Annotated in this window: 13 protein-coding genes and 2 pseudogenes; 9 read left to right on the top strand and 6 right to left on the bottom strand. The window is 40.4% G+C overall.

What is annotated here, in order from left to right:
- The first annotated feature begins 8 nt into the window (after window positions 1-8).
- A complete protein-coding gene (def, locus tag QUD05_RS07615) occupies window positions 9-539 on the top strand; it encodes a peptide deformylase (protein ID WP_289795533.1) in 531 nt (176 codons plus the stop codon).
- A 69-nt stretch (window positions 540-608) separates the two neighbouring features.
- Here the strand turns inward: def and QUD05_RS07610 are convergent, their stop codons facing one another.
- Window positions 609-2,300, bottom strand: a complete 1,692-nt coding sequence (locus tag QUD05_RS07610) for an NAD-binding protein (protein ID WP_289795532.1) — start codon at window positions 2,298-2,300, stop codon at window positions 609-611.
- Window positions 2,301-2,593: 293 nt separating this feature from the next.
- Here QUD05_RS07610 and QUD05_RS07605 point away from each other — a divergent pair, with 293 nt between their 5' ends.
- Window positions 2,594-3,694, top strand: a complete 1,101-nt coding sequence (locus tag QUD05_RS07605) for a D-alanine--D-alanine ligase family protein (protein WP_289795531.1) — start codon at window positions 2,594-2,596, stop codon at window positions 3,692-3,694.
- A gap of 356 nt (window positions 3,695-4,050) precedes the next feature.
- Window positions 4,051-4,545: a hypothetical protein gene (locus QUD05_RS07600; RefSeq protein WP_289795530.1), complete on the top strand. Its 495-nt coding sequence runs from the start codon at window positions 4,051-4,053 to the stop codon at window positions 4,543-4,545.
- Window positions 4,546-5,308: 763 nt separating this feature from the next.
- Here the strand turns inward: QUD05_RS07600 and QUD05_RS07595 are convergent.
- From QUD05_RS07595 to QUD05_RS07585, 3 genes are all read right to left on the bottom strand, one after another.
- Window positions 5,309-6,241, bottom strand: coding sequence for an alpha/beta fold hydrolase (locus tag QUD05_RS07595; protein WP_289795529.1), 933 nt, complete (start codon window positions 6,239-6,241; stop codon window positions 5,309-5,311).
- Between the two features lie 19 nt (window positions 6,242-6,260).
- Window positions 6,261-6,767, bottom strand: coding sequence for a DUF4112 domain-containing protein (locus tag QUD05_RS07590; RefSeq protein ID WP_289795528.1), 507 nt, complete (start codon window positions 6,765-6,767; stop codon window positions 6,261-6,263).
- Window positions 6,768-6,847: 80 nt separating this feature from the next.
- Window positions 6,848-7,753, bottom strand: a complete 906-nt coding sequence (locus QUD05_RS07585; protein ID WP_289795527.1) for a YihY/virulence factor BrkB family protein — start codon at window positions 7,751-7,753, stop codon at window positions 6,848-6,850.
- 132 nt (window positions 7,754-7,885) lie between these two features.
- On the opposite strand from QUD05_RS07585, the gene QUD05_RS07580 reads away from it, so the two are divergent.
- A complete protein-coding gene (locus tag QUD05_RS07580; RefSeq protein ID WP_289795526.1) occupies window positions 7,886-8,386 on the top strand; it encodes a hypothetical protein in 501 nt (166 codons plus the stop codon).
- A gap of 43 nt (window positions 8,387-8,429) precedes the next feature.
- On the opposite strand, the pseudogene thrC reads toward QUD05_RS07580, so the two are convergent.
- Window positions 8,430-9,522, bottom strand: a pseudogene (gene thrC / locus QUD05_RS07575) (threonine synthase).
- A gap of 905 nt (window positions 9,523-10,427) precedes the next feature.
- Here thrC and QUD05_RS07570 point away from each other — a divergent pair.
- Window positions 10,428-10,622 carry a hypothetical protein gene (locus QUD05_RS07570; RefSeq protein WP_194041136.1) on the top strand — a complete coding sequence of 65 codons (195 nt, stop codon included), beginning with the start codon at window positions 10,428-10,430 and terminating at the stop codon, window positions 10,620-10,622.
- Between the two features lie 168 nt (window positions 10,623-10,790).
- On the opposite strand, the gene QUD05_RS07565 is transcribed toward QUD05_RS07570, so the two are convergent.
- Window positions 10,791-13,148: a hypothetical protein gene (locus QUD05_RS07565; RefSeq protein WP_289795525.1), complete on the bottom strand. Its 2,358-nt coding sequence runs from the start codon at window positions 13,146-13,148 to the stop codon at window positions 10,791-10,793.
- 255 nt (window positions 13,149-13,403) lie between these two features.
- Here QUD05_RS07565 and QUD05_RS07560 point away from each other — a divergent pair.
- The 4 genes and pseudogenes from QUD05_RS07560 (at window position 13,404) to QUD05_RS07545 (ending at window position 21,724) form a co-directional block, all read left to right on the top strand.
- Window positions 13,404-15,071 (top strand): annotated as a pseudogene (locus tag QUD05_RS07560) (iron uptake porin).
- A gap of 890 nt (window positions 15,072-15,961) precedes the next feature.
- Window positions 15,962-18,247, top strand: a complete 2,286-nt coding sequence (locus QUD05_RS07555; RefSeq protein ID WP_289795524.1) for a sensor histidine kinase — start codon at window positions 15,962-15,964, stop codon at window positions 18,245-18,247.
- The gene (locus QUD05_RS07550) at window positions 18,231-18,635 is read left to right on the top strand and encodes a response regulator (protein WP_289795523.1); all 405 of its coding nucleotides are present in this window, start codon (window positions 18,231-18,233) and stop codon (window positions 18,633-18,635) included. Before QUD05_RS07555 ends, QUD05_RS07550 begins: the two co-directional genes overlap by 17 nt.
- Window positions 18,636-18,784: 149 nt before the next feature.
- Window positions 18,785-21,724, top strand: a complete 2,940-nt coding sequence (locus QUD05_RS07545) for a S8 family serine peptidase (protein WP_289795522.1) — start codon at window positions 18,785-18,787, stop codon at window positions 21,722-21,724.
- Window positions 21,725-21,923 lie beyond the last annotated feature (199 nt).

Raw genomic sequence — 21,923 nt, 5'->3', positions numbered from 1 at the left:
GCTTTATCATGACTGAATTAGCGCCGATAATTCAATTAGGCAATCCAACATTGCGCCAAAAAGCTGCTTGGGTTGAAAATATTCAAGATGAGCAGATCCAAAAATTAATTGAGGACTTAATCGCCACTGTTGCCAAGGCTAACGGTGTGGGAATTGCTGCGCCTCAAGTAGCACAATCCTATCGTTTATTTATTGCGGCTTCCCGTCCTAATGCCAGGTATCCCAACGCCCCGGAAATGGAACCTACTGCTATGATTAATCCCCAAATCATTGCTCATTCAACCGAAGTTGTCAAAGATTGGGAAGGTTGTTTAAGTGTTCCAGGAATTAGGGGGTTAGTTCCTCGGTATAAATCTATTGAGGTGGAATACACAGACTCTCAAGGCAACTTACAAAAACAAGAATTAACAGATTTTATCGCTCGGATTTTTCAACACGAGTACGATCATCTCGACGGTATCGTATTTGTCGATCGCCTAGAGAACACTCTCGATATGATTACTGAGCAAGAATACCAACAACGAGTAGTTAACAAATAAATGGGAGTGGGGAATAGGGTGAGCAGGGGAGCAAATAAGAATATTTTGTATATCTTAATTACGAATTATTTAAGCGTGTGATTCGCAAACTTGTTCGCCCCGCCACAATTGATATAGCCGCGTCGCTGGCATAGTCATATATAAAACATCACCATCACTGAGGTTAGTTTCTAATAAATCCCAGCCATGAAGAGTTTGGTGATTTGTTTCTACGTATAAAGGTACACAGTCAGCAGAGATTGCTACATCTTTCACCCACTGACCGCAAAAGACGTGTGAAGTTGTAATCACAGTCGCAAAAGCCACCCAAAGACTATCCGCTGTGATGCCATTACCAAGGATACGCCCCCCTAGTGCAGCGGCAGCAAAAGCTGGGGCTGCCAGTTCAGCCGGACTCAGTACAGCCTCGAAGCCAAATAGCTGTTGCGCTATCCCAGCAAAATCAGGATCGGCATAATGAACAATCACCGGAATGCTGGGTGTTAAACCTTTGGCTTTGAGGGCAATTTCCAGGTTGGTAGCATCATTGCTAGTAACAGCCAGCACTGCGGCGGCAGAGTTTATATTGCTGGCTTTGAGTATTGTGCGGAAGCTGGCATCTCCCTGAATGACGGGAATACCCAGTTCGCGGGCGGTGTTGATATATTTATTGTTGGAGTCGGGTTCAACTACTACAACTTCATGTCCGCTGGCGTGGAGTTGTTGGACAATTCTCACCCCAATACCACTCAAGCCACAGACAATGTAGTGCGATCGCTGGGGAATTCGGGCTGCATCCCAAAATTGCTTAAAGCGGCTTCCTAAGACAAAATCGGTGAGCATGGCATACCAAATACCAATTACCACTGCTCCAACCAGCATCATTACAACAGTAAATAACTTAATACTGTTAGGAGCATTTTCTACTACTTTGTCATTACCACCCGCTCCTGTAATCATGCCTACAGAAAAATATAGAGCATCGACAGGAGACAAACTCAACTCAGCCGACATATAGGTGAATGTAGCGATCAGGATCACCGCTAATAGGACAATAGCACCCACTACTACCGATCGCCCATGTTGCTGAAACTGCTGAAGATTAGTCATAACTTTCAGCAGTTTTTTAATCAACGATCTCCGGGGAGAACGGATGCGGGGTTGTGTACCAATAATTATGCGATCGCCTACTTGGATTTCTTGGCCAGATATGACAGCTGATACCAAATCCATCTCACCTTTGACTGGCAAGTAATAAATTAGCATCCGCGATCGGTCTTCCCACAATTCACTCAACCTTCGGCCCTTCCAGAAGTGGTTTTCATGAATGTATTCTTCGTGAATTGGCCAAGTTTGCTGAAATAATTTTATTTGTCCGATCGCTCTGTTTCCCAGCGCTGCAAAGGTAAATACGGGTGCTGCTAATCCGACAACACTCATACTCAAATGGTCTGGCAAACTTTGATCTAGGCGCTCTCCTAAATTTGTATTATAAAAACGGTTGATAATCCGAATCTGGGGATTCAGCACCCGCGCTTGCATCATAATAGATAAATTCAGAGCATCTTTAGATCCAGCGATGACTAAAGTGTGCGCCTGTTGAATTCCTGCTGCTGTCAGGGTAGAAGCTGCTTGTAAATCTCCAACAATCACATCTCCTGCTGTTTCGCCAGAGATAGATTGGTGATGAATGCCAACAACGAAGGCTCCCTGATGTCTCAGCAGACGAAAGGTTTTATATCCGGTACGTCCTAAGCCACAAACAATAATTCTGGGTTTCATGAAACGGCAGCATCTTTTACGGGTAGGGCTGCATTTCTAGTTAGTTATCAATATTGTTGCCCATTCTCCTGGAATATTACTGTAGCTGACAACACGATTGTTTTAATTGGAGGCGGGGAGCAGGGGAGCAGGGGAGCAGAGGCAGGGGGCAGGAGGCAGAGGGAAAAACTTACTGCAACTTCTCTCCTGTTCCCCCTGCCTCCTGCCTTCCTCAATAAAATAATCTAGAAAAATATGGCAATTTTTGTAGGTTGTGATACGCTATCTGCTTGAGAAGTGTGGAGGAACCGAAAATGACTAAGCTGCGGGTGGGGTTACTGTTTGGCGGTCGTTCGGGAGAACATGAAGTTTCGATCAAATCAGCTGGGGCGATCGCTAAAGCCTTAAGTGCAGGGGAAAATGCTAACAAGTACGAAATACTGCCTTTTTACATCCAAAAAGATGGCCGCTGGCTGGCTGGAGAAGCACCCGAAAAGGTTTTAGCAAGCGGCAGTCCGTTACTGGAATCTCAAGAATCAACATCTGAGGGAAATCTGACATCTAACCCTCAAGCCCAAACCCTGAGCAAGTGGCAATCTCCCTCTCAAGTTGCCCAAGTAGATGTTTGGTTTCCCATCCTCCACGGCCCCAACGGTGAAGATGGAACGATTCAAGGGTTACTCACCTTGATGCAAGTCCCCTTCGTCGGTTCTGGGGTTTTAGGTTCGGCAATGGGCATGGATAAAATTGCCATGAAAATTGCCTTTGAGCAAGCGGGATTACCACAGGTAAAATATAAAGCGGTAACTAGATCCCAAGTTTGGTCTAATCCTTGCGTATTTCCGAAACTGTGTGATGAGATTGAGGCAGCGTTAGGTTATCCTGCTTTTGTCAAGCCAGCTAATTTGGGTTCATCGGTGGGTATTGCCAAAGTGCGATCGCGCCCAGAATTAGAAGCCGCTTTAGATAGTGCTGCCAGTTACGATCGCCGACTAGTTGTAGAAGCTGGAGTAGTCGCTAGAGAAGTTGAGTGTGCCGTTTTAGGTAACGATCAACCCCAAGCCTCTGTCATTGGAGAGATTACTTATGACAGCGATTTTTATGATTATGAAACTAAATATACTGAGGGTCGGGCAGATTTACTGATCCCTGCACAGCTTCCAGATGCGATCGCTCGTCAAATTCAGGACATGGCTTTGCAAGCTTTTGCCGCTGTTGACGCTGCTGGGTTAGCAAGGGTAGATTTTTTCTATGTAGAAGCAACACAAGAAGTATTTATTAACGAAATCAATACGTTACCAGGCTTTACTGCAACGAGTATGTATCCCCAACTCTGGGCTCATAGTGGAGTCTCCTTTCCAGAATTAGTCGATCGGTTAATTCAACTTGCTCTTGAAAGGCATTCTCCTAGCTGACAGAATAAATCAGCAAACTGATTTCCGATTATTACGGCAAAAAGTCACAATAAATACAGAACTTTGGCAAAATTTAGCCAGATTTTGTAGCTTAGGTTTTACAAAAAAGCTACTAAAATCTCAACTTTGTTACGGATACCTGATGCTTGACTCCTCCAGTACAATTTATTGACTAGAGGGGTACAAATCTGAAAGTAATCATGGAAAAAAGTCAGAGTGTACAGCGCGAGCGAACCCAATTAAAAAGGGCTACTCCAGAGCTGACAAACAGGAAATCGAGACTAAGAAACAGCTCGAATGTTCTGATATATCTGGTTGCACATCATCCTTGGCTATTGTTGACTGGGTGTTTAGCCATGTTTCTGGGAGGTGGCACCTTTGCCTTATATAGCTTAGGTAATGCTGGCCCCGTGCCACAAGAAGAACCAGAAAAAATCCCAGTTATAGTTGAAGAACCAATCAGTCCCCCGTCTGAGAATAGCAATCCTACACCTTTATGGATGATTGCTGCGATCGTTCTCAGCTGTGGTGGCGGTTCCTTGCTGATTTTCCGAATGCTTAACCGCACCAAGCAACCGCAAAAAGTTCAAAAACAGGTTAATCGCCATCAGGTACGCTTGGCACAGAAGCATCACCAAAAATTGGAACCACATCTTCCCAAGAGTCAGCCAATTTTTGTGCCACAGCCACAACTAATGCCCCTTATGCAGATGCAACCTAAAACAAAGCATCTGGTAACTGTTCTCCCAGCAGAACACAAGCACCACCTGGATACGCGCACAGAACCTTTAGCAGACTTGATGGATCTTCGTAAAAATAGTTCATTGTCTGCTATTTTACGCCAGTATTAATACTACGGTAAAGTAAAACCCCGTTAAATTAACACTTTTTGCCAATTAGCTTGGTTTAGATTCCCGACTTTCTCTAAGAAGTCGGGAATCTTGTTATATACGAATAATTTATTTGCTATATAGCGGTTTAACTGCTTTTAAAAAGTTATATATGAGCAATTAGGAAATTTAAAAACTTGCCAAAATGGCAACNNNCTTTTGATGATTCAAGTTAAATTGTATGAAGATAAACGACTTCAAGGGTTTGATTATCAGGGACTACCACCTCAGCAAATTCCTTTNTGTAAAACACTATTTACTAAGTGGGTTACAAAAACAAAAAGCTATCTATAACAATTATTTGCCGAGTATTTATCTCAGTAAATAAATTCAATAATCAGGTTTGGCATTTGCTGCAACAGGAATATTCAATGCGTACAGGCGTTGTTGTTGAACTACGCATTAGCCCCCTAATGGGTAACGTCTGTATACATTCCTGTTCACTTCAGCAGCAAATGGTAGAGTGGGAGTCTGAAAGCTAACTGATATGCTTCCTCCCACTCTCTTTTTATCGAAACAGAATTCAGAAGTTAGAATTCAGGAGTCAGAATGAATTTTGTGCAACTGGTATATAGCGTAACAGTAATACTCTTGCTCAGAATTAAGCTACGCGTAGCGTCTGTCTGCAACACGCTGCGCGAACGTAGAGAGCACTTGAATCACCGGATTTAAAAGCCCTACTAAAAGATTACTGAATTCTGAATTCTGGCTTCTGAATTCTTCTTTAGAAGTTAGTATCTTGTAAAAACTCAAGAATCGTTTTATTCAACACCTCAGAAGCACCAGTTGAGGCATCATGACAACAGTTAGATAAAATCTGTAATTTGGAATTGGGGATATGTTGATGTAATTTTTTACCATGACTAGCAGGAAACCAACTATCTTGCTCACCCCACAAAACTAGTGTAGGACACTTAATTGCACTCAGATTATTTTGAATTTTGGTGAGCATATTTGGCTTATTTGCTTGCCAATTCTCGATTTCTCGCGCCGCTATTTGTAACTCTTCGGCAACTTTTGCGATCGTACCAGGCAATTCAGTAAACGGGTAAGTTATCCAATAGATATCTTCCTGCGTCAAAATTGAGGGATCGAATAATACCCCACGTCTTTCTATTGCCATAACTTCTCTAAATAGAGGTGCAAACAAATATGTCAGACGTAAGGAGTCAATTGTTTGCATTACTTCTAAGGGTGTTTTGGCAAGCAGCCACATAGACCAATGGGGTAGCTGTTCGGCAAAAACAGGTACGTTTACTACTATAAGCCGTCCGATTAACTGCGGATTTTCTTGAGCAAGAGCAAGGGCAACTAATCCCCCCAAAGATTCTGCCACAATCACTGCGGGTTCATCACATAATGCCTGAATAATTCTTTGAAACTCAATAACTTGATGACCGTTGTGTTCTTTACGAGATAATGGTTTTTCTGAAAAACCAAAACCTTTGGCATCAAAACAAATTACTCGGTAATATTTAGATAATGCTGCTACACTGTGGCGCCAATTGTAGCTCCAACTCCCCATACCATGTAATAAAATTAGCGGTTTACCTTTACCTTTTTCGCCATAAGCAATTTGTATAGGATAACCTTTAGCATCACTAATAACTAAACTTTGCCGCCCTTTGGGAAAAGTAGCTTGCCACCAATCTTTCATTCTTTTATCAATAAACAATTTAACCGCCTGTAAAGGCGCTCCACAAAATTCTAATTAGGATCACGGGCAATGCTACTAAGACAATGGAAATTAGCAACAGTCCAGCCAAAACGGCAAAGATAAACCACCGATCTGCACTCTTTTGCTCGCTGGGAAACTTTAAGTATTCTTCCAAGAGCTTGATATTATTAGTGTTAGCTCTCCAGGCAAAATCAAAAAAGTCTCCCAAAACTGGGACAGCGCCTACTAAACCATCAATGATTATATTCAAAACCATTTTACCTAGAGTGGCTCTAGATACGCCTAGCCGTGCTGCTTCTAGAATGATGTAGCTAGAAAACATTATTCCCAAAAAATCACCACCAATCGGTATGAGTCCTAAAATTGGATCTAAACCAAAACCAATCTTTGTGCCAGGAATGGTAATAACATTATCCAGCAGCCGACTTAACTGACGCAGGCGCTTCAAGGTGGGTGCTTTGGCATCAGGTTCAATCATCGGAAATCGAGGAGGAGAATCAGGCATGGAGGCGATCGCTAACTTTGTATTGAATCGTTAGATATTTTACTCCCCTACTGAGCTTTTGCAATCATTTTCTCAGGTATTTACGAATAATATTTTACTTTCGATTGCGGTTGGGCTTTTAAGCGCATATCTTCGCCGACGGTTACGTTCAACTGATCGCCAATTAACAGAACAGCAGCGCTCATTGACAGCCAGAGCATTAAAACTATCACAGCCCCTACAGCACCATATACTTTATTATAATTGCCAAAATTCGCCACATATAACCGAAATAGAGCAGACAACATTGCCCAAAAAACAGCCGCTAAAATTGCTCCAGGCATCATCGGCGTACCTGAATTCCATTTGCTTGGCCCATAGCGATAGACAAAGCCAAAGGCGACAGCAACAATGCTTAAAGATAAAGCCCAGCGTAACAGTAGCCAAAGATGCAACAAAAATATCAAAGAACTATTTTCGCGCACTACTATTCCCAAAAGCCAGTCGCTAGTAAACACTGAGAAAGAAGCCAATACTAAAAGCAACATAGTACCGACTGTTAATCCCAGAGAGACAAGTTTGGCTTTCCAAAAGGGGCGGATGTTTTCTGGAGAAATTTGATGGATTTGATCGAGGGCTGTCATTGCGGTACTCACCGCCCCCGAAGCAGTCCAAATTGCTAATACAAAGCTTAGAGAAAATAAACCACTGTTTTTGGAATTAGTAATTTCTGCGGTAGCAAAATCACGAATCAGATTCAGGGCTTGTTCGGGTAGGACTTGACTTAGTTGTGCCGCCAGTTGTTTAAAGGTATTTTGTAAAGATTCTGCCAATAAGCCAATGGCTGTGATGATAGCAAGAATTGCTGGAAACAGGGATAACATGGCATTGAAGGCGATTTCTGAGGCGAGTCCTAAAAGTCGCCTTTCGATTGTCCTGGAAAAAGTTTTTTTAATCGTGCGCCAATTGAGATGGCGAAAAAAGCGAAAAAAACGAGGCTTTGGCATAATTTAGAGTTAAAACTGGTTGGGTTTATTAACTACTGTGCTAAATTTTGCGTAGCGATCGCATCTATCTTTCTACCGCAAGAATACCGAGTGGGAAGTGGGGGAGAGTTCCTAACTAATGACTATTAATCTATGAATGAAGATTTAACACAACAGTGGTTGACAGAAATCCAGGTAATCAAAGAGCAGATGGCACAGCTGCAACACGAGCGCGATACTGCTTGGGAAAGTGCCCAAAAATGGCGTCAGCTTTACAACACAGAAGCAGAACAACGCCGCACAGATGCCCAACTTTCCCAACAGACGATCGCCTCCCTCAAGGCAGAACTGCATAAACTCCAAGGTTTTGAAATAGATACACTGGCTGCTGGGACACCAGTAGCGATTCAACAAGAAATAGAACAGCTAAAATCTGTGGAAGACTTGCAAGCTAAACTTATCGCCGCGATTAAAGAACGCGATCGCCTCTTGCAAGCTTTGAAAACCGAGCAGGACAATCACGCCCAAAGCCGCAATAACCTGACTACTGCCTTGGGTGATGCTATTGATAGCTTGGCACACGAACGAGCAGGGGCAGTGAGCAGGGGAGCAGGGGAGCAAGGGAGCAGGGGAACAGGGGAGAAGTTGCAGTAAGTTTTTCTCCTCTGCCCCTGTGCCCCTTCCCATACCCAATGCCCTAAAATCCCATTGCCTTGGCGACTGCGCCCAATTCTGCCGCAATACCTTGTTGAAATTGACTGTGATTGTGTTTAATGGCTGTATCTGGGTCTTTTAGACCATTGCCTGTAAGAACACAAACGACTGTCGCACCTGTGGGAACTTGGTCTTTCACCTGCAACAACCCGGCTACAGAAGCGGCGCTAGCAGGTTCGCAGAAGATACCTTCTGATGCTGCCAAAAGTCGATAAGCGTCGAGAATTTCGGCATCGGTAACGGCGTGGAAATTTCCCTGACTGGCGGTTTGGGCTGCGATCGCTAATTCCCAACTTGCAGGGTTGCCAATGCGAATTGCTGTCGCTAGGGTTTCGGGATGCGCCACTGGCTGACCATGTACTAAGGGGGCTGCTCCTGCGGCTTGGAATCCCATCATCTTCGGTAGGCGATCGCACTTTCTAGCTTGATGATATTGACAAAATCCCATCCAATATGCTGTGATATTCCCCGCATTTCCCACAGGAATACATAACCAGTCTGGTGCATCACCCAATGCATCGACAACTTCAAAGGCTGCTGTTTTCTGTCCTTCTAGGCGGTAGGGATTGACCGAATTCACCAAAGTAATTGGATAGCTTTCGGCCATCTCGCGGACAATTTCTAGCGCTTGGTCAAAATTACCTTTAATTGCCAATACTTCTGCGCCGTACAACAACGCTTGAGCTAACTTGCCCAGCGCCACATAACCGTCGGGAATCAATACAAAGGCATTCATGCCTCCCCGTCTGGCATAAGCGGCGGCGGCGGCTGAGGTGTTGCCCGTGCTGGCACAAATGACTGCTTTTGCCCCTGCTTCCTTGGCCTTGGAAATTGCCATAGTCATCCCCCGGTCTTTGAAGCTACTAGGTGGGATTCAGACCATCATATTTTACAAAAACCCTTACTTGTCTGCCAATGCGCTCTGCGATCGCTGGCGCTGGTATTAGAGGTGTGTTGCCCTCCAACAGAGTGACAATCGGTGTTTCTTCGCTGACAGGCAAGTATTCGCGATAGGCTTCTATCAGTCCGGGCCAGGGTTGGCGATGAGATGTAGCAACAGACAGGCTCAAAGTCACGGGATTTAAAATTTCTTAATGTAAGGATTGGATATTTAGAAAGGGTAGGATCGGGAAGTGCAAAATGGTAAAGAGGAAGAAAGTAGATTTTTCGTTACCACGTTGCCCGTTCAGAGTTCCCTAATCCCAAAGAATCTTGTTAAGAATATTATTTTTTGTGGTGCAGGCGTTTCACTTGCTATTTTATTTAGAACGTTAATTTATCATAAACCGCCACGGCGACCTTCGGTTCAACAAATTAGCTTAGAGGATACTGACGAGGTGAAAAATCATCTGTAAATCTATAGGATTCTTTATTTAACTTTTGAAGAAGACTCAGTACGTATCTATCCTTTTTTCTATTCCCTGTTCCTTATTCCCTATTCACAGGCTTGCCTCATAACTCCCTGAAGTTCTGATTCCTCCGTGGTTAAAGCTGCTTTTATTGCCTTCGTTTAGTCAAGTATATCGGTGGATTTTCCTACTCTATTCGCTTAAGTGAAGACAGGAAAAATACTTAAGAGGCTGTCTCTTTTTGAGAATATCCTTCTACCTTCCTTTCTATGAGATACTGCACTAAGTGTAAGTGCTTCGCCCTACGTTTTTTCATAATTTCGCGTAATTCTTGATATAGTCTACATATAATTCCTTGCGTAAATTCCCTAAAAACGGCGATAATCATTTGTACAGTCATAATTGACAGACTATAAATTAACTATTCCTAAGTACGGTCTGGTGGAAAGAAGCTTTACACACTTGGGTCAGTGTTTTTTTGGAACACAACCATTTTAATCACCGTCTTTTATGATTGAACCCAAAATCCATTAGAGTAATTGATTGAAAATATACAATACTTTAATAAAGCTTAAAAGAGCATTATTATAATATTTCTAATGGTGTGAGTTAAATAGTGGATTTAATTAGCGATGCCTACTTATTTATCTAGTGTTTCTGATCGCGAATCCCAGACTGCCTGGGTCAGTAAGTTAACCAAGTCTTATTATCAAGACGATCAGCAAGCTAAATTGATGCATTTACAAGCAGAGGTAGACTCTCTGTTGCAGCAATTGGAAAACTTAAAGCACCAACGTTTAGCCGAAACCAACCAAAAAGAAGAATAAGTCCGTCTTCTAGATAGCGATGTCTACGACGGGTGGTTCCTGAGCGCAGCCGTACCACTTCGTGGAAGCAAGCTACGCGCAGCGTCTCCGACAGGAGAAGGGCTACGCCTACGCTTTTCCCTCTTTAATTTAAATTTGAGTAAAGGGGAAATTTGAATCAGGGGTGCGTTATTCAAAGCGCTGATTTTTCTCTGACCAGCGCCTCAAACTGTAGTTATGAGCATTTTCTACCAGTAAAGCTAAGGATTGCACCCCTGAAAGCTTGGCGATCGCAGAGAGTCTTTGTAAGTAATTTCCTGTAAAATCAGTGTAAATGACTTTATTTACATCAGACAAAATTATAGTCCGGTCACGGCGTTGCTTAGGGTTTTCTCCCTGAATTTCAGGTGTCGGCTGATTTAAGGACGCTATTGCTTCTGGTGAGATAGTCAGTATTATTTCTGATTGAGCGTTATTTGTTAAATCAATCACTTGAACGGGCCAATCACCCAATTTTTCCTGCATCTGTTCAAAGCTAGGAATAGCACCAGCTGGAACTTCATCGGATTTTTGTAAAGATTGCCACAGACTCGATAGCATTACCTTCACCCCTTGGGGATTTTGTTGATGCAGTTCTCGTAGAGTAATAGGAGATGGTTGCACCCATTCCAGTGCTGCATTGGTCAAAGCTAAAGGCTTGGGTTGGAGAACATCGTTTTGATTATCTGGAATTTTTGGGCTAGCAGCTAATAGGCGCAAAACTTTACCCTGTAGTTGCACCGCTTTGATAGCGGCGATAGTAATTTTTTGTTCTCCATTTGGCAACCAGACTACAATCTGGATTTCCGAGTCAGAAGTGATTCCCAAAGTTTTCCAGAAAAATTTGGCGGCGTCAGTTTTCGGTGGGTTGAAATTCTCAAAGGGTAAATTTAGCCAGCGTTTCCCGTCATTAAATGCACTCACCTCCACCTGATACCAAACTTGGTTATCCGTAAGTTTCAAATCTATTGGGGAATTTGGTTGCAACCATTCGGCGTTGGTAACTTGAGTAATTGGTTGCACCGTACCAACAATCTGGCTAGGGTGAGTAGAGGATATTTGCGATGTACCCTCACCATTGAGTCTTGCCAACAGACTTTGAATATAGTCAAGATTCTCTTTTGTAATTTTTGGTTGCGCCTTTAACCAAGAATTAGCATGTCCTTCTCCCCGCTGAACTGCTAAAATCAACGCGAACCAAGCTTGCACCTCTCGTCTATTTGGGTTTACCTGCAACGCTGCTGTTGTGCGATTCCACAATCGTTTTTCATCAGCTTTGAGTAGGGTCGCAATTTCTTGGGCATTATGTGGCGACGCTTCAAACACCTGTAAAGCTCTCTCCCAGCGGCCATCAATCAAATCTGCCAGCACTTCTTGACTAGGACTTGCCCAAATTTTCTGGGCTTGGGTTTTAGTCAGTTGAGAATGCAAGCGAATCAAATCCATTTGCGCTTGCGCCGCTTCTGGTAAAACTCCTTTGCGCTGTTTCTTGACAAATTTCAACCATTCAAAGGCTGGTGTCCACAATCCACTACGGGCAATTGACAGGGCATTTTGGTATCCAGAATCCTTGAAGGATGATGATTTGAGGCTGATTGCCTCCAATTGAATTGGTTTGAGGAATAACTTCAAAGGTTTGACTTGATAAACCTGTAAGTGCGGTTCTAAACCTACTGTTTGATCCACAACTAACTCTTTTGTACCATCACCAGTTACCTGCTGCCATTTGGGTAATTGTCCATTAGGACTAGTCCAAGACAACATTTGTAGTAAATTTGTGCGTTCTGGATTGTAGTATACGACGTAACCGTAGCGGATAGAACCAGTTCCTTGTTGGCGTTTACCCCGCAAATCAAACCAAACCCCTGATGATGGTGTCTTACCTTCAAAGCGTTGCACTTCAGTTAAAGGTAGGGGAATACTGATATCCTGGGGTTCGGATGTCCCATCAAGTAAAGAAGAAATCAAAAAGGATTCATCTGGGCCAGTTATAGGTAATTGAGTCGCTAGATAATAGTAATTTTCTGACTGAGATTTAAACTCTAACTCAACTGATCGCTCGTAAACCCTGAGTTCCACCAGTTCTTCACAATCAGATTGACAATTAGCACGTTTTTGAAAAACTGGTAGTAAAAATGAGGTTTTCACATCCTGATGTAAAGGCAGAGTTTCCCCAAATATTTGGTTTTTTTTACTCAAATCGAGTTGAATTTGTTTGAGAGTTTTGGGGCGTTCGTGTTTACCAAGGGGGATTTGTGCCCATGCAGGTAAAATTTTATTTAGCCAGCTTACCTCGTCTGGATTGAAGATGAAGAGAACACTAATCCAGGCAAAAGCCATAACTAGACCAGCACTACTTAAGATAATTGCGATCGCTAATATTGATGACAACCAACTTCCTCGTTTTAGCTTTTTCTGAGGTTTTTTAACGACGCGTTTTATCGCACCAGCACGAGGTTGATTTGGTTTAGAGGCTTTTGGCTTCAGCTTGCGTGAACGATTTGCCATAGATTCGGGATTAGAGAATTGAGGATTAGGGATTGAGAAACTCTTTCCTAGTCCCCAGTCCCCATTCCCCAATACCCTGTTATACTCGCCCTTTCAAAAGTTGCCCAGAAGCATTAAGTCTAATTTGGGACAAAATCCGTAAATGTCCCCATGTGAACCCTAGACAATCGGGAATACACTCTTCACTTAAGTATGTGAGCAGAGTGTAAAAAATTGAAAGGTAGACTTATTAGCCGCAGTCATCGCAAAACCTGGATGCTCGCATGGTTACTAATTGCGGGAGTAAATGGAGTTGCACAAAAAGCATTAGCACAAGAGTACATCAATCCAGAAACTACTCAGGAGATAGGAGTTAAGGGCGATAATATTATTCCCTCATCCTCCTCCCTCTCCCCAGAAGAACCGATGACCCAAGTTACATCGGTATCTCAACTCAAGGATGTACAACCCAACGATTGGGCATTTCAAGCCTTGCAATCTTTGGTAGAACGTTATGGTTGTATAGCTAGGCTATCCAGATAGCAACTATCGCGGTAATCGCGCCTTAACTCGGTATGAATTTGCTGCGGGTGTAAACGCTTGTTTAGATAGAGTCAACGAATTAATCGCTACAGCCACCAGCGATTTAGTCACTCGCGAAGATTTAGCAATATTACAAAAATTACAGTCAGAATTTGCCCCTGAATTAGCAACTTTGCGGGGTCGTGTCGATAATTTAGAAGCCAAAACTGCTGAAATTGAAGCCAACCAATTCTCAACAACAACTAAACTCAGTGGACTACTGATAGTTGGCATTCAAGGACGAACTAACAATCGTGGTGATGTTAATCCTAGAGATGGACAAAAGGATACAGATGATGCCGGGACAAATATTAATGTTATTTCCCTGGCACAGCTGTATTTAACTAGTCAAATCACTCCCAGTAGTTACTTGTTTACAGGTCTTTTAGATGGTAAAGGAAAAACTACACCTAGATTTACCAATAGTGTTTCTCGAAATGATGTTTTACTTGGCTACGAATTTCCTACAGATAGCTTGATTGTAAGTGACCTAAATTTTCATTGGCTGGTGACAAATAAATTAGCAGTAATGGTAGGAACAGAAGGCGTAAGTATGCCAGCTGCTTTCCGAGCCCCAATCGGGTAGAAAGTGCTGCAACAGGGCCATTATCTTATTTTGCCCAAAGAAACCCAATTTTAAATATGGGATATGGTCACGGTGGTATAGCTATTGATTGGCAATTTGCTAAACGCGCTAGTTTGCAGGCTATTTATACTAGTTATAACCCAGGAAATCCCGGTAAAGGTAGCGGTTTATTTGATGGAACCACCACTACCGGTGTGCAATTACTGCTGACACCAACCGATACTCTAGATTTAAGTTTGTATTACGTTAATAATTACGCTTCTGATGGTTGTTTGCTAACCTTTGTTGGTGATGAATGCTTAACTACAGTTAATACCACTACCGGGAAATCAGCACCGCTACAAACTAACGCCGTGGGTGCAACTCTTACTTGGCAAATTTCTCCCCGTATTAGTGCGGGTGCGTGGGGTGGTTATACTAAATCTTATATTCCTGGGCAATCTGGAAGTGTAGAAACGACAAATTATATGGTGTTTATGAATTTCCCTGATTTATTGAAGAAAGGAAATTTAGGAGGAATTTATGTCGGTCAACCTCCTAAAATTACTAGTAGCAACTTACCTGTAGGGAATAATGTCCCTGATTTTATCAATACAGGTTTAGGACGAGCAGGTGGACAACCAGGTACTACCACTCAAATTGAGGCATTTTATCGTTTTCAGTTAACAGATAATATTAGCATTACACCAGGAATAATTCATCTTATCCAGCCTGGTAATACACCAGATAGTGACTCAGTTACTATCGGCATTCTACGGAGTACTTTTACTTTTTAATTTTAGTTTCACATAACAGTAAGCTTCTGTGACTTCCTATAGATGCGCTGTAAGCCAACGCTCAGAACTTTGGGAGACACTGAGATTCATTTATTGAAAATATTTTTAAATGAATTAAGCGATCGCCTAAAAAGTCTCGATAAGTGGGACAGTTCGTCGCATATTATTAAAACTTATTTTTTTGTAATAACTATTGTTAAAAATTTATATTTACTTACATATACTGTATAAATCTTTAAACCTAAATCTTGCTTTATTACCTATTCGTAGATAAAAAATTTAATTTAAAGCATGATTGTGAGTAGAAGCAGCCAGTTTTTGTTTGGCTAATCTGTCAAAAACGCTTCTATTTTGGCACTTAACATACCCTTTGGATGGGGTTGATTATGAAATAAAGTATAGCCTCAAATCCAGTTAAAATCCGTAAAAATATTGATATTATGCTGAAAATGTCTTAAAATGCCTGAAACCATTTCCCTGTTTAGATCGCTGAGTTTGATATATGGAAAGTTTTCGCATAATAAATTCGCATAATAAATAGTTAAGTGGCTGAGGTTACTAATAAGGGTGTAGCTGCAATGTTATTTGCGGAGCAAGTAGCGTTACTTAGGCTTACTTATTTGTGACTAATTACCTAGATTCAATTAGAGTTATATGAATTTATACCCTATTCTAAAAATTCCTAATTTTTTGAGTAAGTAAAGTTTGCTTAAAAAACTTGATTTATCGTCATATTTTTAAGCTTTTTAGAACAAATTTTATTAGTGGGATAGGTTTATGAAACGTAATACATAGTCTTATTTCTGTTCAAGAATGATTTTTGGGTTGTTGGTTTTAGGCATAAAAACTTGAATGCACTCTAGAAAGAAATTCGTAATGGAAACAAAAGAATGGCAAGCATTGAAGACAGCAAGTATTTTAAGAAATCTTCTAGCGAAATATTGAGATATTTAAATGATTTGTCACAAAGCTTAATTTCAACCTCTGCTGATGAATTACTCCAAGCCCTTCCTGAGAAAGTTTGTGACCTTTTGTCTGTTCCAATATGTATTCTGTGGAACAAAGAGCAGGATAAGCCAAAGTTTAAAGTGATAGCTACTTATGGAGAAGTAGATGATAAGTACAAGAGAATTGAAATGGATTTGGGACATCCAGGAGTACAGTATATTTTGAATAGAGATAAAGTCTTGTCTTTGGTCAATGTAAATGAAGCAACTTTTAGATTGGCTGATATTGATGAACTCAATAAAAGACGGTGGATCTCTTTTTTAAGTATTCCATTAAAGATTGAAAGCGAAATTGTTGGTATTCTTGATGTATTTACAAAAGATACTCGCCACTTCAATAATTCTGAAAAAAATTTATTTAATATACTGGCAAACTTTGCTTCTTTATGCATTCAAAAAAAATATTTTGTCAAAGGCAAAAAGGAAATTTATGATGATAGGGAAAAACTTCAGGATCTGACAGCTATTATGCTTGAGATGACAGCGACTTCTGAAGCTAATGAAGTTTGGAGCTTATTAAGAAAAGGAGCATTGAAGCTGGTAGGCTCAAAGCCACGAATATGGATTGGTCGTTTAAACCATCAAAATGGCAAATTTGAGTCAGTAGAGTTAAATAATACTTCAGAGCTTGAATTTGGCATAGGTATTACTAATAAAGCACTCATCGAAGGAAAAACAATTATAGCTAATGATGTTCTGAGCGATGAATGGTCAAAAACTTATCATAAACGTTGGTCAGATACGCGATCTCAGATGTCTGTTCCTATATTAATAGATAAAGTGCCAATCAGAGAAAATTTAGAAGTCAAAACAGGTTCTAAGCGGATTGGCATATTAAACATTGAAAGTTCAAAAATTGATAATTTCCCTGAGACATATCAAAAGCGTCTCTTATTATTGGCACGTCATACTGCTCTACGTCTGGAAAGAATTGAATTCTATAATAAATTGGTGGCTATTCGGGAAATTGAAAGGGAAATTACTAAGGCTCAAAATTTTGATGAAATTATAAAAATTGTCATTAAAGGTATTACTACAATTCTTGAATTCACTTGGGTTAATATTTCCCTAATTAATTCAGATCGAACTAGCATTAAATCTGATTATATATCTGGGCTTCCAAAAGATAAAAAGGAAGAGTTTAAGAAAATGGCTTTACATAATCTAGATAGTGACGATATTCAAGCCAATATTGTACGAAATAAACAAATTAAAGTACCTGATAACGATGATCCAGGACTAGATAAAGAAATTTTTAAGAAGTTTGGACATGAAGATATTATCAGAGTTTTCATTCCAATGATTGAGCCTTTGAATAACTTAGTCATAGGGACTGTTGAAGCTGGTTACAAAAGAGAATATAGACAGCATATTTATGAGCAAGATGTTCAAATACTTAAGGGGTTTGTTGAACATGCAGTTCATGCTATTGAACGTAGAAAATCAGGGCTGATTGATAGAATTACTCATGAGCTAAAATCTCCAGTCGTAGGTATAAGAAGCCATGCTAGCTTTCTTCAGAGGCGTTTTAGTGATATAAATTTAGCTCCTAGTACTATTGCAATAAAGTTTGAAGATATCCTAACTGATTGTGATTTACTTCTTTATCAAATTAGACAAATTGAATACTTTTTGGGTAGGAGTTACTCTGAAAAACCTAAAGTTGAATCAGTTATTGTTTTTCGAGATATTGTTGTTAAAACAGTTAACCAGCTTAAACCTATTTTAAATGAGTATGGTTTACATGTAAAGGGTGTAAGATATGAATTTGGTGATGCTGCTAGGATGGCAATACTTACAGATAAGGTTATGTTAAATCAAGTAATTTATAATCTTTTGATAAATGCAATTAAATATGCTGAAAAAAATCCAGGGCAATTCAAAATATTATTAGAGGCAAGTGAGTATAAAGAAAACCTGATGATTAAATTCAAAGATTGGGGAATTGGGATTGTAGAAGACGATGTAAATAAGATATTTGAAGAAGGATTTCGATCTTTGGACGCAATTAAAAAAGTAGGAGGATCGGGATTAGGATTAAGCATTTCTATAGCGATTATCCAGCAACTAGGAGGAAGCTTAAAGTTAGTCAACAACTCAAAGCCGACTGAGTTTCATTTGATTCTACCAAAAATATTTAAGGAGGCTCCAAATGATTCTTTTCGTTGATGATGAAAGAAGAAGAATGGATAGTTATGTTCAGGATTTAGTTTTATCTGGACACGAGGTTGAATTTAAGTCAGATGTAGACTCGGCGTTAGAGTTTTTTGCCAAGAACCAGACACAAATTAAACTTCTTATCTTAGACATCATGATGCCAACAGGAGAAAGTTTTGATGACGAGCAAACACATTATGGTCTAAGAACAGGCATTGCATTTTATCAGAAGATAATAAAAGAAAATCCTTATTTACCAACCATCATATTTACTAATGTTTCTGACGAAAATTTAGCAGAGGAAATTAGTAGAGACAGCAATGTTTTGTTTTGTCAAAAAGATAATTTTCTCCCTTTTGAGCTTGAAAAAGAAGTCAGAAAAATACTAAATATTGAATAAATAAGGACTTACACACGGACTACGATTTTATATCATTAAGGACGAAGCAAATTAATCATAAAGGCTTGGGTTTTCGTCACAATTGGATAAGTCCTATAAATATAACATCATCGACTGGTGAAAATTAAGCTGGAAAGGAAAATTGAAAAATGGCAAGTTTGAGTGTGTTTCTTGATTGTGTCAGTAATTTTGAAAGAGAATTAAAAAATCAGTTTCAGAAAATTAAATCGGATCTTGAACCAAGCGAAAGGAAAAGTTTAATTAAACAAGTTGAGTTGGATCAAGTTAAAAAAAGTGAATTGATTGGGGAATTAAGAAATGGTATTATTCCTGAAATCAGTAATGTTGACCCTTCGACAGAAAATATCAGCGATATTGAAGAAACTGTTGAAAAAATAAAAGAACTTGAACAATTTATTCCTCAAGGGAAACAAAAAGATTTGGTACGTGAAATTGGGACATTACTGAAATCGGATATCGAATCAGTTGAGACATTAAGTAATACGATTGATTTCAGCAATAATGAACAGCTAATTAGTGAGTTGCATGATTTACGCAATAAAGGTGAAAGAATCTGGAGATTAACACTTCTCATAACTCCTGCTGACGAAAAAGAATTTCAGGCTGTTATCATGTGGGCAGCTGAACGGGGAGGAGAATTAGAGTTAGATAAACTACAGAAATTAAAGGGAAATTTACCCTATAATTCCCCCAAAATTCAGCAGTTACTTAAGTATGCCCGACACAGAATTGAAGAAAGACTTTGGGGGAAGGAAGGAAAATACCGAGTTTTTTCCTCCAAAAATGAGCTAGAACGTTTTCAAAACGTCCGAATTGTTAAGAGCTATCCAGCATTCACAATTGTTTCAGCTTCGATGGTAGCGATTAATAATATCAAGCAGTTCTTTCCTGTAGAGCGGTTGAAGTTTTCGGAAGCACCTAACCCTAGCCCTGGATATTCCAATATGAGAGATCAAGTAGTGCGGTTTAAGAATCCAGTCCTTGAAAGCTGGAAGCAAAAAATAGAAGAGATAGGTGCAAAGATTTTGCAGCCTTTGAGCCGTTTAGAAATTGTTGTATCTGTTCCCAGCGAAGATATTATTAACCATATCAGGAGCTTTGAGGAAGTTTCTCAAGTCACACCCTATGTCCCGAAAATTCGTGTTCAACCCCAATATCTTCAAAATTTAGGTCAATCAGCGACGAAAGAGGCGATCGCAACAGCTAGATTAAAAGCAGCTCAAAATCCTCCCAGTTCTCAAAATCGAGGCATTCCTCTTCCAGGTATCCTAATTGCCAATTTCTTTACTCAAGAAGATCGCGATCTTGCTGCTAAAAATTTAGAGCCTCAAGGAATTCGCGTTGCCGATCAACCTGGAACAACTAAGCTGATACTCGATCTAAGTTCAGACAATAATGCAATAGATTCCCTCAAAATCATTGCTAATCAAATAGGATTAAAATCCTTAGAAGAAAAAGTCATCCCAAAATTGTTCAACGAAAAAGCTTGTCATATAATTGGCAGAGGTGTTATACCCTCTAATCCTACGCCAACGATTGGTTTGACCGGAAAAGGAGAAATAATTGCTATTGCTGATACAGGATTAGATACAGGAGAATCTGAAACACTTCATCTTGACTTTCGTGAAAGAGTTAGGTGGATTAACAGTTACCCAATACAATCATCTCTAAATTCCTATATTCTCAATCCTGGAGCTGACGACGGAGCATCTGATATATATACAGGACATGGAACTCACATCGCAGGGACTGCATTAGGAAACGGAGAGCAAGCAAAAAAGTTAGGAATTTCTTCTATTCCTGCTGGTATGGCTACAGATGCTCAATTGATTTTCCAAGCAATTGAGCAAACACCTAAGTGGAATCCTGAATATCAACTTTTCTGGCTGAATTCCTATTATCAAAATCCCCCTGAGTCGGGGTTATTCGGTATTCCTGACGACCTCAAACAACTATTTGAGGACGCTTATGAGAGAGGTGCAAGAATCCATTCAATTTCATGGGGTGGGGGCGAACCAGGAAGCTATGATGACAGATGTAACGATCTGGATCTATTTGTTTGGGAACACAAAAATTTTTTGGTGCTAGTAGCTGCTGGAAATGATGGCAAACATCGTTCTTCTGACACACCAGCAATTGAACAAGGAAGTGTGAGTCCTCCAGGAACAGCTAAAAATTGTTTGACTGTTGGAGCATCTGAGAATAATCGTAATGGGCAATTTTCTCATACTTATGGTGATTGGTCGCCAAACGACTTTCCTCATCTTCCCTTCAATTCTGACGGCATGGTTGATTCAGTAGACGATATTGCGGCTTTTAGTAGCCGTGGCCCATGTCAAAATGGTCGCCGACACCCTGATGTAATTGCTCCTGGTACATTTATCCTCTCGACTCGATCCTCTCAGATTGCCAGCAATAATTTTGCTTGGGGAGCTTATCCTTCTGCTAAAGAGCATTACATGTACTTGGGAGGAACCTCAATGGCAACTCCTATGGTCGCTGGATGTGCGGCATTGGTGAGGCAATATCTGCGAGAGAGGCATCAGCCGTCTATTACTGATCCAAGCGCTGCTCTAATCAAAGCTGCACTAATTCATTCCGCAACTTATATTAATTACCGCTTTGCCCATCCATCGTCTAGACCTTACGCTGATAATGAACAAGGGTGGGGAAGGATCAAGCTACAACAAGTTTTAAATCCAGCAGAACCGACGCAGGTACTTTTTATTGATGAAGCGAATGGTCTGAAAACAGGTGAGAAAGCTGAGTATAAACTACAAATTTCTGATAGTCAGGTTCCCTTAAAAGTAACTCTTGTTTACACTGACTACCCAGGAGAAGATTTAATCAATAATTTAAACTTAATTCTCTACCATCCTAACAGCACATATCTCCTTGGTAATGATTTTGAAGGTGAGGGCATACCAGATACAGTTAATAACGTAGAAGGGATTATTGTTGAAACTCCTGAGATTGGTGAGTGGAGAATTGAGGTTATTGCTGAGGTTCAACAGGAGCAGCAAGATTACGCCTTGGTAATCTCTGCTGGAGGATTGGTAAGAATCTAATCTGAATGTAAACGATCTTTATACAGGCTCCTTCTATTTTGAGTTGTAGAGTAGGTCAGTCAAAAGCTAAAAATTCCCAGGAATTATTTTATAGTTGCCGTTAAAGTCATTTACAAAAGTTTTCGATATACTGAATTTGCAACCAATAAAAATAAGCCTGCCACTCGCGGCAAGCCTAGATGTATTCATTTACTAAATT

The organism is Nostoc sp. GT001, from assembly GCF_030382115.1.
GTDB lineage: Bacteria > Cyanobacteriota > Cyanobacteriia > Cyanobacteriales > Nostocaceae > Nostoc.
Note: the sequence above shows the minus strand (reverse complement) of the source record. Positions and strands in the feature narration are given on the sequence as shown.